Source organism: Streptomyces sp. McG3, from assembly GCF_018619185.1.
GTDB lineage: Bacteria > Actinomycetota > Actinomycetes > Streptomycetales > Streptomycetaceae > Streptomyces.
In genome coordinates this window covers 1-14,830 of record NZ_JAAXYC010000017.1, presented here as the reverse complement: position 1 = coordinate 14,830, position 14,830 = coordinate 1, and the positions used below count along the sequence as shown (strand labels likewise).

Sequence of the window (14,830 nt, the reverse complement as noted above, 5' to 3'; positions counted from 1 at the left end):
ACAGGTGATTGTGCCCAGGCGACGGGCTCTGCCACCTTTGCGCCATGGAAGAAAACATGATCAAAGACTCAATTCGTCGGCGCGCACTGGTGATTGGCGGCATGGCGGCGCTCACCGCGGCTGCCTCCGCTCCGTCCCCTGCCGCCGCGGCGGCAGGGGACGGAGCTCCCCGTGCGGCGGTTCTGGAATTCGCCGACCAGTGGACCAGGGCCACGGGGCTGGCGGAGCTGTTGCGGCGCGCCGGCTTCGTCGTGACCGCGCTGGACCTGTCGCGGCCCGCGACGGCGCAGGGCGTGGATCTGATCGCGTTCGGCAGCTTCACCAACAACGACACCCGCTACCCGTCCTACGTAACCCAACACGCCTCCTCACTACGTGACTTCGCCGCAGGGGGCGGCGTGGTGCTCGATCTCGCACAGTCGGATCAGTTCGGCGCGGCGGTGCCCTATCTGCCCGCGGAACTGGGAGCGGTGCGCACCGACACGGACTTCGACACGGTCTTCCCCGTCGCCGCCGGCCATCCGCTGGTGGCGGCGCTGCCGGTGGTCTCGGGGCGGGTGCTGACCGGTCGCGCCGCCGGCATACGGGTCAGCTGGGAGACGATGGGGTCCTGGCGTTCGATGCGCGTGCTCATGGCGTGCGCGACGGGCGGCTCGGCGCCGTGTCTCCTGGAGGGCGCGCACGGGGCCGGCCGCTTCCTGGTCTCCAGCCTCACGCTCGACAAGTGCTTCAACGCGTCCGGCTCGGCCCTGCAGCCCGCGGCGGCCCTCCGGGACAGCGTCACGTTCTTCACCGCTCTGGCCGGATACGTGGGGCAGGTGCGGGCCGGCACCGCGCCCCCGGTGCTGCCCACCCCCATGCCCCCGCAGGCTCCGGTCGGGCCGTTGGTGGGCCACGTGGACGAGCGGAGCGCCCGCCTGTGGGCCCGGCCGGGTCTGGATCCGGCCGTCCACCTCGACTGGTCGTGCGTCCTGCGGGGCGCTTCCGGATGGTCGAGCACGGTCGGCGCCCGGCTCTCCACGGCCAATGACGACACGCTCCTGGTGGACGTGACGGGTCTGCGCGCCGGCACCCGCTACGACTTCACGATCACCCCGCAGCGTCCCGCACCGGGTTTCACCCCGCTGTCCGGCTCGTTCACCACCGCGCCGTCGGCGGGAGCCCCGGCCCGGATCACGATGGGGCTGGGTTCCTGCGCCCCCTCCACCCCTGATGCCATCTGGACCCGCGTCGTGGACGAGGGCTGCGACAGTTTCGTCCTGCTCGGCGACACCCCGTACATCGACTCCGGCGACCTGGCCGTCGCCCGCACCAAGCACCGCGCGTTCCTCTCCCAGCCGGAGATCGCCCGCATGGCCGCCTCGATGCCGGTCTGGGGGACCTGGGACGACCACGATTTCGGCGGCAACGACATCGACGGGAGCTTCGCGGGAAAGAAGAACACGCGCACCGCCTTCGTCGACTACCGGGCCAACGCCTCCTTCGGCCATGCGGCCGACGGCACACGCCTGACCGCCAGGAGCGACGGACAGGGCGTCTACACCTCCTTCCGCCGCGGCCCCGTGGAGGTGTTCCTGCTCGACCCGCGCTGGTTCAGCAGGACCGGCCCGAGCTGGGCCGACCCCGCGCGGGGGACCTGCCTGGGAGAGATCCAGTGGGACTGGCTGCGAGCGCGCCTGCGCGCCAGCACCGCCACCTTCAAGGCCATCGCCTCCGGCATGATCTGGGACGACAAGGGCAACGCCGAGTCCGATGACTGGGCGACCTATCACTACGAGAAGGACGCGATCCTCGACTTCGTCGCCACCGAACGCATTCCCGGCTGTTTCCTGCTCAGCGGCGACATCCACGTCTCGCGCGCCCTGAACTACGGTCCGCGGGTCGGCTACGACCTGTGGCAGTTCATCATCAGCCCCCTGCACGACCGCACGATCCCCAGCCTGAACGTGCCCAGTCCCCACCTGGTGCACAGCGCCGTGGAACCCCACGTGTTCCTCAAGCTCGTCGCCGACACGACCGTGAGTGACCCCACCCTGACCGCGACCTGGATCAACCGCGCCGGCCGTCGCCTCTTCGAAGTGACCCGAACCGCGACGGAGCTGGGGCACCGGGCCTGAAACCGGTCCTGCGGGCGACCGCGAGATGAACACCGTACGACTTGTACATACAAGGCTTGACCCGGGTCGGCGATGGCTGAAAGCTGGCTGACGCCGGCCCGGTGACCGCTCCCGTGCCGCCCACTCGCCATCGAGCTCCTCACTCACTCATTCATCGGAGTGCACTGTGTCCCTGCGCCGTCTCACGCTTGTCGGCATCACCGTCGCCGCTCTCACCCTGACCGCCTGCGGCCAGGGTTCCGAAGGGCCGCAGTCCGCCACCTGCCCCGGCGGCAAGATCCGCTTCGGCGTCGAGCCGTTCGAGGACCCCGCCAAGCTCACCCCCGCGGCCAAGGTCCTCGCCGAAGCCCTCGGCGACAGTCTGGACTGCCCCGTCGAGCTGACCGTCACCGAGGACTACGCCGCAGCGGTCCTGGCCATGGAGAACCGCAAGCTCGACATCGGGATCTTCGGCCCGCTCGGCTTCGTCTTCGCCCACCAGCGCGCCGACGCCGAGGCGCTGGCCTCCTTCGGCGACACCAAGGGCAACCTCTCCAGCTATACGGCCGGCATCTGGGTCCCCAAGGACTCCGAGATCACCTCGGTGAAGGAACTGCGCGGACACTCCCTCGCCCTCGGCTCCGTCGGCTCCACCTCCGGCGACGCCCTGCCCCGCCAGGCCCTGACCGATGCCGGACTGAAGAAGGACGACGTCGAGGTCACCTACGCCGGCGGCCACCCCGAAGCGCTCCTCGCTCTTGCCAACAACACGGTGGACGCCGCCGAGATCAACTCCCAGCAGCTCGCCGGCGCCACCGAGGCGGGCACCTTCGACCCTTCCGGCTTCCGCAAGGTCTGGACGTCCGACCCGATACCCAACGACCCGATCACCGTGCGCGGCGACCACGACAAGGCGTTCAAGACGGCCGTACGCGAGGCGCTGCTCCAGCTGCCGGCCGACAGGGTCGGTGAGATCGGCGCCCTGCTCGACGTCGACCCGCCGGCGCCGCTCGTCGCCGTCGACAAGTCCACCTACCAGCCGCTGTTCGACCTCGCCGAGACCCTCAAGCTCACCGAGAAGGACGTCTGATGCTCGCCCTGACCGCGATCACCGTGCGGTACGGCGAGCGGCAGGTTCTGCACGGTGTGGACGTGAACGTCGCCCGCGGTGAGCTGCTCGCCGTACTCGGAGCCAACGGCTCGGGGAAGTCCACCCTGCTGCGCGCCGCCGCCGGCCTGGAACCCAGGGCGGCCGGAGAGGTGACCATCGACGAAGAACCCTGCGGCCCCCTCGACATCGCCATGGTCTTCCAGCACATCCACCTCGTGCGCCGCCGCACCGTTCTGGAGAACGTCTGCGCCGGGGCCCTCGGCCGACTCCCGCTCCGGCACTCCCTGACCCCCGCGCTCTTTCCCAAGGACCTGCGCGAGGAGGCCATGGCCTGCCTGGACCGGGTGGGTCTGGCCGACCGGGCACACGACCGCGCGGGGAGGCTCTCGGGCGGGCAGCAGCAGCGCGTGGCGGTGGCGCGGGCACTGTGCCAGCGCCCGCGCGTCCTGTTCGCCGACGAACCGGTGTCCGCCCTGGACCCCGCCGCGTCCGAACAGGTCCTCGCCCTGCTGGCCGAACTCGCCCACGAAGAACACCTGGCCGTGCTGGCCGTCCTGCACCAGCCGTCCCTCGCCGCGCTCCACGCCGACCGCGTGGTCGGGCTGCGGGAGGGCCGCGTCGCGCTGGACGGCCCGCCGGAGGACAACGTCGACATCCTGTACCAGCCCACGACGGTGAAGGCCGCTTCATGACCACGATCCACGACGTGCGCAGACTGCCCGTCCCGGCCAGGCCCCGCAATCCGCGCACCACCGTCCTGGGCGCGGTGATCACCGCCGTCGTGGTCGCCGCCCACCTGATCGCCTGGGACACCACCGGCATGTCCTTCGGCGCCCTGGCCGAGGGCTGGCGCGGCATGGCCGACTTCCTCGGCGAGGCCATCCCGCCTGATCTGAGCTGGACCGTCCTGCGGCCGAGTCTGGAGGGCGCCCTGGTCACCTTGTGGATCGGGCTGCTCGGCACCACCTTGTCCGTACCGTTCTCACTCGTCCTGGCCCTGCTCGCCGCACGCGGCACATCCCCGTCGGCGACCGTCTACCAGCTGGCGAGATCGCTGCTGTCCTTCCTGCGCGCCGTGCCCGACGTGGTGTTCGCCCTGATCTTCGTCACCGCCGTGGGCCTCGGCCCCTTCCCCGGCGTACTCGCCCTGCTGCTGCACAACGTCGGCGTCATGGGCAAGCTCTGGGCAGAGGCGCTGGAGGACGCGGACCCCGGGCCCGTACAGGTCCTGCGCTCGGCCGGGGCCGGCCGGATCCAGATCGCGGCGCACGCCCTGCTGCCGACGGTGACACCGCAGTTGACCGGTCTGCTGATGTACCGGCTCGACGTCAACGTCCGCTCGTCCCTGGTCCTCGGCCTGGTCGGAGCGGGCGGAATCGGCTTCCTCATCAACCAGTCGATCAAGCTCTTCAAGTTCGACGAAATGCTGACGCACATCCTCGTCGTCCTGGTCCTCATCGTCGCCGTCGACCGGCTCTCGGCCCTGGTGCGCCACCGTCTGTCCTGACAGAACCACGGATGTTCGCTGCCGCCCCACGACCTCACTGCCTGCGACAGCCGCACCCGCCTCGCAACGAAACCGAAAGGGTCCATCATGACGCTCCCCGCTTCTGACATCCGCCTCGTCATCCTCGACATGGCCGGCACCACCGTCTCCGACGGCGGCCTCGTCGAGCGGGCCTTCGACACCGCGGCCCGCGAACTGGGTGTCGAACCCGGCACCGAGGACCACGCCGAGAAGCTCGACCACGTCCGCACCACCATGGGCGAGTCCAAGATCACCGTGTTCCGCCACCTCTTCGGTGACGAGGACCGCGCCCAGCACGCCAACGACACCTTCGAGAAGGCATACGGCGATCTCGTCGACGACGGCCTGATCTCCCCGGTCCCCGGCGCCCGCGAGACCATCGAGCAGCTGACCGCCGACGGCCGCACCGTCGTCCTGACCACCGGCTTCGCCCGCGTCACCCAGGACGCCGTCCTCGATGCCCTCGGCTGGCGGGAGCTGGTGCCGGTGACCCTGTGCCCCGCCGACGTGGGCGGGCGCGGACGACCCTGCCCGGACATGGTGCTGGAGGCCTTCCTGCGGACCGGGTCCGCCGACTCCATGCACCAGGTCGCCGTCGTCGGCGACACCTCCTACGACGTACTCAGCGGGATACGAGCCGGCGCGGGCCTGGTCGCAGGAGTGCGCACCGGAGCACATGGCGACAACGCCCTCCGTGAGGCCGGCGCCCTCCACATCCTGGACTCCGTCGTCGACCTGCCCGCTCTGCTGCGCGTCGAGAACTGAGAACGCGGCGGCCGTGGCTGATGCGGCTTGGGGGCCATCCCGCCTGTGCCGGTGACACCCGCAAGGAGGGGGGCCGGTGGGGACTCAGGTGGTCCGTCGTCCGGCCAGCCGGGCCAGCAGGCGAGCCCGGTGCCCTTCGTCGGTGGCGAGTCCGATCGCGGTCCATGCCATGGCCAGTCCTCCGTCGAGGACCGCCCGGTCGGCGCCCGCGCTGGTTCCGTACCGGGTGAACTCCGGGTTGTGCATGATGGTGTCCCCGCAGTCGTACCCGATGGTCGGGTGGATGGTCGGCACCAGGTGGGAGACGTTGCCCATGTCGGTGGATCCTCCGCGCATCCCCGGGGCGCTCTCGTCCACCGCACGGCCCAGATCCCGGACACTCTCGCGGTACACCCCGCACATCCGAAGGTCCTGCCGCAGGTCGGCGTAGTCGTTGCCGACGGCTTCCAGCGCCAGTTCCGCTCCGGTGGCCAGCGCGCCGGCCTCGAAGCAGGCGCGTACGCGGGCCTGGAGTTCCGCGAGGTCGTCAGCGGACTCGGCGCGGCAGTCGTAGTCCGCGGTCACCAGGCCCGGAATGACGTTCGGTGCCTCGCCGCCGTGCGTGACGATGCCGTGCACCACACCGCCGGGGATCATCTGCTGCCGGTACGCGCTGATGGCCACCTGGGCGATCATCATCGCGTCGGCCGCGTTGATGCCCTTGTGGGGCATGGCCGCGGCGTGGGACGTCCGGCCGGTGTAGCGGACCTTCCAGCTGCCGATGGCCAGCGACGTCATGCCGACTCCGTCGGTCGGGGCGGCGTGGACCATCATCGCGGCCGCCACGTCGTCGAAGGCCCCCGCGTTCAGGAGGTCGACCTTGCCGCCGCCGTACTCCTCGGCAGGCGTGCCGAGCAGCTTGACGGTGAGGCCCAGCTCGTCGGCGACTTCCGCGAGCGCGAGCGCCGCCGTCACCGCCGAGGCGCCGTTGACGTTGTGACCGCAGGCGTGGCCGATGCCGGGCAGGGCGTCGTACTCGGCCGTGATCGCGATGACGAGGTCGCCGTCGCCGGCCGTCGCCTCGAAGGCGGTGTCGAGGCCGTGGGCGCCGCGCGTGACCCGCAGGCCGGCGGCCTCCACCAGGTCGGCGATCTTCCTGGCCGACCGGTGCTCCTCGTAGGCGAGTTCGGGTTCGGCGTGCAGGCTGTGGCTGAGGGCGATGACGTCGTCCTGACGGCGGGTCACGACGGACCGGGCGCGTTCGCGCAGAGCTTCCTGGCTCATGGGGTTCCTTGTCGAAGAGGGCGGGTGCGGGGATCAGGGGCGACGAGAGGTGACGCGGGGATCAGGCGGGGAGGTCGGAGCGCCGGTGGAGCAGCGAGACCAGGGCGCCGAGGAGGGACACGCCCACGCACACCGTCCACGTGGTGGCGTAGGCGCCGAAGGCGGGCAGGGCCGAGCCCGCGGAGGTGTAGGCGGCGGTGACGGCGAGTACGCACGCCGCGCCCAGGGAGCCGCCCACGTTGATGAGGAGTTCGTTGATTCCGGAGCCGACGGCGGCCTGGTCCTGCGGGACGGCCTCGACGGCGAGGGTGCGGGTGGACTGCTGGAGCAGGCCGGTGCCGAGGCCGGCCACCACGGTCGACAGCAGGTAGGGCGTCAGCGTGGTGTGGAAGGCCAGGGTGAGCGCGTAGCCGGTGGCCATCAGGAGGGAGCCGAGCATCAGCGTGGCGCGGTCGCCGATCCTCGCGGACAGCCGGGGCGCGGCCACCGCTGCCAGGGCGATGACGGCGAGACCCGGAATCGTGGCGAAGGCGATCTGGAGCGGTGCGAGTCCCATGCCGTAGCCGAGTTCCCGGGGCGTGCCGAGGAAGACGGCTCCCGCGACCTGGAGGCCGATCATGCAGAACGAGAACGTGGTCGTCACGAGTGCCATGACGGTGACGTTGCGGCGGCGGAACAGGCGTACGTCGATCATCGGGTCCGGTGACCGGAGTTCCACGAGGGCCCAGACAGCGGTCACCGCGATGCCGCCGAACAGACAGGCGAGGGTGCGCGGGGAGGTCCACTCCCAGCCCGGCAGACCGCCCTGCCCCAGGCCGAGCATGATCGCGACCAGACCCACGCACAGCAGGACGCCGCCCCGGGCGTCGAGCCGGCCGCCCGGACGTTCGGTGGTCTCCGGCAGCAGCGGCCAGGTCACCAGCAGGGCGACGCAGACGGCCGCGGCGGGCACCCACAGTGCCGATGTCGGGGTGTCGACATAGTGGGCGACCAGCCCGCTGGCGACCATGCCGACGCAGAGCCCGCCCACGAGGGCCGCCACCATCACTCCGATGCTGCGGCGGCTCTCCGCTTCCGAGGTGCGGTTGCGCAGGATGCCGACGAGCAGCGGGAAGAACCCGGCGAACGCGCCCTGAAGGATCTGCCCGATCAGCAGCGTGCGAAAGGATCCGGACATCCCGACCACGACCGAGCCGAGCAGGACGACCGCCAGGTTCCATCGCAGTACCCGGCGGTGGCCGTGCAGATCGCCGAGCCGCGACAGGACCGGGGTGAAGGCCACACTCGCCATCAGGTTCGCGATGCTGATCCAGTTCAGCTCGGCGGCCGTGACGTGCAGGACATCGGTGAGGCCGCGCAGCACGGGGGCGAGGAACCCCTGAGTGATGCCGCTGGACATCTCGACCAGCACGATCGAGACGAGGATGGCCATGCCCGAGGCGGCGAGGCGTGGGGGAGCGGAGCCGGACGGCGCCTGTGCGGGTGCCTGAGTCATGGGCGTACCTCTGCGGATGGCCGGAAGTCGGCAGTCGGATGCTGTCCGGTAATCTGCGGGGCATCAAGGGATCCGGGCAACAGGTACCGATCAGGAAGCGCGAATCAGGCGCTCATGGCTCTGTGGTGACGGAATCGGGCAGGAGGGCGTCGTACATGGCGGAAAACAGTGGTGTGCCGCAGCCTTCGCTCGACGCCGCGGACCTGGGCATCCTGCAGTACCTTTCCCGACGCCCCCGGGCCTCCTTCGCCGAGGTGGGAGCGAGGGTAGGGCTGCACGAACGGACGGTCGCCCGCCGGCTGGGCCGGCTGCTGGAGAGCGGCGGGGTGCGGTTCATCGCCGACCTGCCGAACGAGTACCTGGGCGAGGGCATGGTGGTCGAGCTCGCCGTACGCTGCGCTCCTGGTTTTCTGGAGGAGGTCGCGAAGGCCCTCGCCACCCGTTCCAACGTCCGGTCCGTCGAGGTGGCCACCGGCGATCTGGTGGTGCTGGCCGAGGTGACCGTCGCGGACGAGACCGCACTCGTCGAGATGGTCGACCGCACCGTCGGCCGGATGCCGGGGGTTCTCGACATCCACTCCGCTGTCGTCCTGCGACTCCTGCTGACCGCCGCCGACTGGGCTCCCTACGAGGCCGAGCCCTCGCCCCTGCGACGTCTGGCCATCGAGGGCGGCCGGCCTCCGCCGCCGATCACCGTGGATCCCTCCGACCGGGAGCTGGTGCGCCTGTTGGGTGAGGACGCGCGGATGCCGATGAGCGCGCTTGCCACGCGGTTGCGGCTGAGCGAGTCGAGCGTGCGCCGCCGGCTGAACCGCCTGATGGCCTCACACGTCTTCCACTTGCGGCTCTTCGCGGAACCGGCCGTGCTCGGCTATCCGGTGGAGACCCGCTTCCAGCTGGAGGTGCGGCATGCCCACCTGGACGCCGCCCTGCGCCGGCTGTCCCGGGAACCGTCCATCCGGCACCTGGTCGTCACCACCGGCCGCTCCAACGTGCTCGGCTACGCCAGCCATGCCTCCACCGCCGGCATGCACGACTTCCACGCCCGGGCCTTCGCCGAACTCACCGGACTGCGTGAAGTGCGCACCGCCCTCCTGATGCGCACGTACAGGCGAGCGGGGCGTTCGGTGGGCGTCCCGGGCGGTACTGCCGCCGATCGGTCCCCCCGTCGTCCGATCCCACCCGCGTGACACGGTGGGCGAATTCTGTGACGTTCACGGGGGCGTCAGCCGCTGCTCCGTCCAGATGGTCTTGCCCCGGTCCGTGTAACGGCTGCCCCAGCGTGTCGTCAGCTGGGCGACGAGGAAGAGGCCGCGGCCACCCTCGTCAGAGGCGAGAGCCCGGCGCAACCGGGGCTGTGTACTGCTCGGGTCCGAGACCTCGCAGACGAGCACGCGGTCGCGGATCAGGCGCAACCTGACGGGCTCGCCGGCATAGCGGATGGCGTTGGTGACCAGTTCGCTCACGATCAGCTCCGTGCTGAACAGCAACTCGTGCAGGCCCCATGCCTCCAGTTGGGCGTTCACCTGGGCGCGGGCCTGCTGGACGGCGGCGGGGTCGGCGGGGTACTCCCACAGCGCCGTGGATTCCTCCGGCACGGCGTGGGTGCGCGCGATCAGGACCGTGATGTCGTCGGTCGGGTGTTCCGCGTGGGGAGTGAGGGCCAGTACGGCCCGGCCCACCGCCGCCAGAGCAAGGTCGGCGACGCGCTGCCCGGCCAGAACCGACCTCAGATGTGCCGAGCCCTGGACGACGTCCCGTCCCAGCAGCCCGTCGCTGTAACACACGAGGGTGCTTCCGGGCGGCAGCGTCACCGTCGTGACCTCGAAGGGGTTGTCGCCGACGCCGAGGAGCGGACCCGGTGCGACGGGTACGAAGCCGACGTCGCCGTCGGGTGTCACCAGGGCCGGCGGTGGGTGACCGGCAGAGGCCATCCGGCAGGTCCGGTCGACCGGGTCGTACACGGCGAACAGACAGGAACCGCCCACGGTGTCGGGCTCGTCCGCCTCCAGTTGCATCCGCCTGACCAGATCGTCGAGTCGGGTGAGCAGTTCGTCGGGCGGCAGATCCAGATCGGCGAGCGTCTGGACCGCCGTGCGCAGGCGGGCCATGGTGGCGGCGGCTTCGAGACCGTGTCCCACGACGTCGCCCACGACGAGCCCGACCCGCAGTGAGGAGAGGTTGAAGGCGTCGTACCAGTCCCCTCCCACGCTCACGGCTCCGCCGGCCGGAACGTAGACGCCCGCCGTCTCGGCGGCCACGCTGCGGGTCGCCGACGGCGGCAGGAGGCTGCGCTGGAGGACGACCGCCGTCTGATGCTCGCGAGTGAAGCGGAAGGCGTTGTCGATGGCGGTCGCGGTCCGGGCGCACAGGTCGTGCATCAGCTCGATGTCCGTGTCGTCGAACGGCGGGGAGGCGCCGCTGCGATACACCTGCGCGTAGCCGAAGAACCGCCCGCCCCGGTAGAGCGGGCAGCCGAGGGAGTCGTGCATGCCCTCCGGCATGAACTTCCTCAGCAGTACGGGGTCGTTGCCGAGGATCCGCCGGGCGAGCGCGGCGTCCGCGACGAGCACGCCGCCGACGGACTTGGCCGCGGTCTCCGGAGACTCCTCGACGCGCGGAACCTCCTCGCCGACCTGGACCAGCGGGCCCGGCCACGCGCCGTGCGCGGACTTCACCGCCACACGGCGTGGCGCGGCCGCCTCCTGACCGTGGTACCCGTACGCCGGGTCGCGGCCCTGCAGCACGTCGTCGGGGAAGTCGACCGCGGCGTGGTCGCCCAGGGCCGGCACCAGCACCGCGGTGAGGTCCTTTGCCACCTGGACGACATCGAGCGACTGACCGATGTCGAAGGCCGTGCGGCAGGCGTCGCCGAGGCGGGCCGGACCGGTCTCGGGCACCCTTGTCGCCTCGACCAGGACGCCGACCGGCACACCCAGGGCGCCGTCGACCCGGAAACAGGACAGCGACAGCGCCGACGCGGCGGCGTCGTGGCCGAGCGCGTGGACACGGGCGGCGACGGAGGACCCCGTGGCCGCCACGTGCTCGAAGGCGGCCCGGGCCGTACCGCCGCCGTCGCGCGCGACGAGCCGGCACAGCCAGCCGTCCTCCGCGTCCCGGGGCCGCAGCGCGTCCATGGCCGCGTTCGTCCGTACGAGCCGCATCCTCATGTCGAACTGCGCGACACCGATGGAGTCCTGGGCGAGGAGGGCCCTGGCGATGTCCCGGTCCTCGTGGCAGCTGTCCGGCCCTTCGAGCGGCAGAGCGAGGAGCAGCCTTTGGTCCGAGTCCCCCGCCCCGGCTATGTGGATGTCCGCTTCGACCACGTGCCCGGCACGGTGCCGCAGGCCCGTCCGGTGCACGACGGCCCGCTCGGTGCGGCAGAAATCGTCCTCCGCGTCGGCCAGAAGCCACCTCGCGGGCCGACGGGCCATCTCCTGACCGGTCCAGCCGAGCAGCTCGTGCGCTGCCCGTGACCACCACGTGATACCGCCCTCGGCATCGAGCAGGGCTGCCGCGAGGCCGTCGAGGGGGGATGCGCGGCTCGGGCGGTCGGCGTGCCCCGCCTCGTCTCTCGATCCCACAGGGCCCCCTTGTCGGGCAAGAGGCTTCCGGTCCTCCTCACAGCATGCGCCCGCTCGCGCGGGCAGGCACGCGGGGGAGCCACGATGTGACACGAGGGACGCCGGACGCCCGCGGGCGTCCCTCGTGATCGAGCGTCGTCGGACGCGACGGGCTCACTTGCCGACTCGCCGCCACTGCTGGCCGGTGCCGCCGTCGGCGGTCTGCTGCTCGATCGCCGCGCCGTTGGACGCCGAGCCGCCCCTCACGCCCAGCACCTTGCCGCTGCGGAGGCAGGTGATGACGACATGGCCGTCACCGGTGTCGGTGATCTTCCACTGCATGTTCGTGTCGTGCAGCGAGTGCCACTGGATGAGCTTCGCGCCGTCGGCCGACCCTCCGCCGCTGATGCCCAGCGCCAGCGGGGTGCCGGCGTGCGTGGTGTGGATCTCGTACACGTCGCCGCCGACCGGGGTGAACCGGAAACGCTGGTTCACCGCGGAGCTCGGGGTGTACTGGACGACCCCCGTGCCCGTGGCCGTCGAGGCCCCCGGGATGTCCATGGCCCGTCCCGACCGGCGGTTGATCAGCTGGAAGACGGTGTACTGCGCGGGCGGCGTGACCGTCAACGACCCGGCGGAGGGGATCGTGACCCGCCGGCTCCAGCCGCCGTGGACGATCGTGGTGGACCGGCCCGCCGCCCCGCGCACGGTGGCGCTGGTGACCTTGCCGGACTTCCAGCTCATGTCCAGGCTGAGGCCGCCGCGGAGGCCGACGCCGGTGACCGAGCCTTCCGCCGCCCACGCCTCGGGCAGTGCGGGCAGCAGTTCGACGTGTCCGGGCCTGGACTGCGCCAGCATCTCGATCATCGCGACCGGTGTGCCGTAGTTGCCGTCGATCTGGAAGATGTAGCCGCTTCCGTAGCGGTACATGTCGAACATGTTGATGGCGGTGCCGGCGGCGGCCGTGCCCGTCGGGTTCAGCACGGAGAGCATGAGGGCGTACGCCTTGTCGGCGTGCTTCAGCCGGGCCCAGCACATGGCCCGCCACGCGCTCGCCCAGCCGTAGCTCGCCAGGCCCCGTGCCTCCAGCAACTTGGTGGCACCCCTGATGAGCGCGTCGGAGGAGTCCTGGAGGTTGATGCGGTCGCCGGGGAAGAGGCCCACGTGGGCGGAGAGGTGGCGGTGGGTGGTGTCGCCCAGGTTGTCGTCGCTCATCCACTCCTCCAGCCACCCGCTCGTGGCACTGACCTCGGGCAGGTAGAGCCTGTTCTGGAGTCCGGCGATCGTGGCGGCGTACGAGGCGTCCTTGCCGAGTTCGGCGGCGGCGGTGCGGTAGTTGGCGAACAGCTGCCAGACCAGTTCCTGGGCGTACGTGATGCCGCGGGCGTCCTCCGGTCCGTGCTCGGGCGACCAGTCGTGGTCGTCGACCAGGACCTCGTGCCCCGCCACGGTCATCGTGACGAGCCGGGACTCCCAGAACTCGCAGGCGCCCTTGAGCAGGGGGTAGATCCTGGTGAGGTGGGCGCTGTCCAAGGTGTATTCGTAGTGCTCGAAGAGCGAGTTGCACATCCAGGCGTTGCCGGCGGGGTGCCACCACCATCCGTTGCCGCCCCAGATGTTGGCGCTGATGGCCGTGGTCCAGCCCGCGACCCTGCCGGAGGTGTTGCGGAAACGGTTGCGGGAGTCCTGGAAGAGCGCGGTGGTCGTCGCCTCCCAGCCGGGCAGCTGGGCCACGCAGTAGTCGGTGAAGGCGTCGAAGCACTCGGGCAGGCCGACCCGGTCGGGCAGCCAGTAGTTCATCTGGACGTTGATGTCGGTGTGGTAGTCGCTGAACCACGGGGGCTCGTTGCTGTCGACCCACAGGCCCTGGAGGTTGGTCGGAAGGCTGTCGCGTGAACCGGTGATCGTCAGGTAGCGGCCGAACTGCAGATAGGAGGCTTCGAGTTCGGGGTCGGGGGCGGAATCGGCGGCGGCCCGGGCGGCGAGCCGGGCCGGGGTGTCCATCGCCCGCTGGGCGGCGCTGGAGGTCCCCAGGTTCACCGTCATCCGCTGGTCGAGCCGCTGGAAGTCGGCCACGTGTGTGGCGACCAGCGCCGAGCCGGTCACGGCGGCCGCCTGCGAAGCCTTGGTGCGGGCGACGGTGAGCGGCACCATCGAGGTGTCCTTGTACGCGACGGACGCGTCCGCCTTGTAGTTCGTGCCGCCGGAGAGGACCAGCACGACCTCGGTGCAGTCGCTGAACGTCACCTTCGAGCCGGTCGCGGAGACGGTGCCGCCCCGGCCGGCGGCCTTGAGGACCGTGGCGTACTCGAGCGTGTTGGGCAGGGTCGCCTCGAACGACGCCTCGGCCGCGCCGGCGTTGGTCGTCACGGTCTCGCCGCGGGTTCCGGCCAGCGTGATCGATCCGGTGCAGGTCCCGCCACCGCTCTGGGTCAGACGCACCACGATCACGTCGTCGGGGTGGCTGGAGAAGACCTCGCGCCGGTAGGTGACGCCGCCGGCCCGGTACTCCGCGGTGACCAGTCCGTTGCTCATGTCGAGGCCGCGGCGGTAGCCGCTGATCGCGGACCCGGTGTGGGCGGGTATGTCGAGGTACGCCTTGGCGAGCATCCCGAACGTGCCGAAGGTGGATGCCTCGTAGGGGAACTGCCCGTCCGACTGGAGAGCGGCGTTGGAGTGACCGGTCCACAGGGTCGCGTCCGAAAGGATCAGGACGTCTCGGGACGGGTCGCCGGTGACCAGGGCACCGAGCCGGCCGTTGCCGATGGGCAGGCCCTCCTCGATGATCCTGCTCTCCGTACCTGGGCGCGTGTACCGGAGCGTGACCGCGTCGGCGTCCGGGATCAGCGACAGGGTGTCGGGGCGCGTGACGGCGGCGGCGTTCGATGTGAACTCCGGCAGGGACGAGAGCGCGAGGAGGGCACTCACCGAGGCCGCCGCGCGGAGCACTCCGCGGCGTGACATCAAAGCCTCGGCGGGGGGAGGTGCTGTCTCTTATACTCATCTGAC

At 71.0% G+C, this 14,830-nt stretch carries 10 protein-coding genes; 6 read left to right on the top strand and 4 right to left on the bottom strand.

Going from position 1 to position 14,830, the window contains the following annotated elements:
• Positions 1 to 56: 56 nt before the first annotated feature.
• The 5 genes from HET64_RS04915 to HET64_RS04895 all read left to right on the top strand — a co-directional run bounded on the left by HET64_RS04915 (position 57) and on the right by HET64_RS04895 (position 5,500).
• Positions 57 to 2,117 (top strand): alkaline phosphatase, encoded by a 2,061-nt coding sequence (locus HET64_RS04915; RefSeq protein WP_215102703.1) that lies wholly within the window; start codon positions 57 to 59, stop codon positions 2,115 to 2,117.
• Between the two features lie 166 nt (positions 2,118 to 2,283).
• Positions 2,284 to 3,186: a phosphate/phosphite/phosphonate ABC transporter substrate-binding protein gene (locus HET64_RS04910; RefSeq protein WP_215102701.1), complete on the top strand. Its 903-nt coding sequence runs from the start codon at positions 2,284 to 2,286 to the stop codon at positions 3,184 to 3,186.
• Positions 3,186 to 3,899, top strand: a complete 714-nt coding sequence (locus tag HET64_RS04905) for a phosphonate ABC transporter ATP-binding protein (protein ID WP_215102699.1) — start codon at positions 3,186 to 3,188, stop codon at positions 3,897 to 3,899. The genes HET64_RS04910 and HET64_RS04905 overlap by 1 nt, the downstream gene beginning before the upstream one ends.
• Positions 3,896 to 4,714 (top strand): phosphonate ABC transporter, permease protein PhnE, encoded by an 819-nt coding sequence (phnE, locus tag HET64_RS04900; RefSeq protein ID WP_215102697.1) that lies wholly within the window; start codon positions 3,896 to 3,898, stop codon positions 4,712 to 4,714. The genes HET64_RS04905 and phnE overlap by 4 nt, the downstream gene beginning before the upstream one ends.
• Positions 4,715 to 4,801: 87 nt before the next feature.
• Entirely contained in the window at positions 4,802 to 5,500 is a 699-nt protein-coding gene (locus tag HET64_RS04895; protein ID WP_215102695.1) for a phosphonatase-like hydrolase, read from the top strand.
• An 84-nt stretch (positions 5,501 to 5,584) separates the two neighbouring features.
• Here HET64_RS04895 and HET64_RS04890 read toward each other — a convergent pair whose 3' ends face one another.
• A complete protein-coding gene (locus HET64_RS04890; protein ID WP_215102693.1) occupies positions 5,585 to 6,763 on the bottom strand; it encodes a M20 family metallopeptidase in 1,179 nt (392 codons plus the stop codon).
• 61 nt (positions 6,764 to 6,824) lie between these two features.
• Positions 6,825 to 8,258, bottom strand: a complete 1,434-nt coding sequence (locus HET64_RS04885) for an MFS transporter (protein ID WP_215102691.1) — start codon at positions 8,256 to 8,258, stop codon at positions 6,825 to 6,827.
• A gap of 155 nt (positions 8,259 to 8,413) precedes the next feature.
• Between HET64_RS04885 and HET64_RS04880 the strand changes: the two genes are divergently transcribed.
• The gene (locus HET64_RS04880) at positions 8,414 to 9,448 is read left to right on the top strand and encodes an Lrp/AsnC family transcriptional regulator (RefSeq protein ID WP_215102689.1); all 1,035 of its coding nucleotides are present in this window, start codon (positions 8,414 to 8,416) and stop codon (positions 9,446 to 9,448) included.
• 24 nt (positions 9,449 to 9,472) lie between these two features.
• Here HET64_RS04880 and HET64_RS39785 read toward each other — a convergent pair whose 3' ends face one another.
• Both HET64_RS39785 and HET64_RS04870 read right to left on the bottom strand, forming a co-directional pair.
• Positions 9,473 to 11,842 carry a SpoIIE family protein phosphatase gene (locus HET64_RS39785; RefSeq protein ID WP_215102687.1) on the bottom strand — a complete coding sequence of 790 codons (2,370 nt, stop codon included), beginning with the start codon at positions 11,840 to 11,842 and terminating at the stop codon, positions 9,473 to 9,475.
• Positions 11,843 to 11,995: 153 nt separating this feature from the next.
• Positions 11,996 to 14,785 (bottom strand): glycoside hydrolase N-terminal domain-containing protein, encoded by a 2,790-nt coding sequence (locus tag HET64_RS04870; RefSeq protein ID WP_215102685.1) that lies wholly within the window; start codon positions 14,783 to 14,785, stop codon positions 11,996 to 11,998.
• Between the last annotated feature and the right edge of the window lie 45 nt (positions 14,786 to 14,830).

Excerpts from the sequence above, each read along its gene's own strand:
- HET64_RS04915 (WP_215102703.1), top strand. The coding sequence starts at position 57 with ATGATCAAAGACTCAATTCGTCGGCGCGCACTGGTGATTGGCGGCATG.
- HET64_RS04905 (WP_215102699.1), top strand. The coding sequence starts at position 3,186 with ATGCTCGCCCTGACCGCGATCACCGTGCGGTACGGCGAGCGGCAGGTT.
- phnE (WP_215102697.1), top strand. The coding sequence starts at position 3,896 with ATGACCACGATCCACGACGTGCGCAGACTGCCCGTCCCGGCCAGGCCC.
- HET64_RS04895 (WP_215102695.1), top strand. The coding sequence starts at position 4,802 with ATGACGCTCCCCGCTTCTGACATCCGCCTCGTCATCCTCGACATGGCC.
- HET64_RS04890 (WP_215102693.1), bottom strand. The coding sequence starts at position 6,763 with ATGAGCCAGGAAGCTCTGCGCGAACGCGCCCGGTCCGTCGTGACCCGC.
- HET64_RS04885 (WP_215102691.1), bottom strand. The coding sequence starts at position 8,258 with ATGACTCAGGCACCCGCACAGGCGCCGTCCGGCTCCGCTCCCCCACGC.
- HET64_RS04880 (WP_215102689.1), top strand. The coding sequence starts at position 8,414 with ATGGCGGAAAACAGTGGTGTGCCGCAGCCTTCGCTCGACGCCGCGGAC.
- HET64_RS04870 (WP_215102685.1), bottom strand. The coding sequence starts at position 14,785 with ATGTCACGCCGCGGAGTGCTCCGCGCGGCGGCCTCGGTGAGTGCCCTC.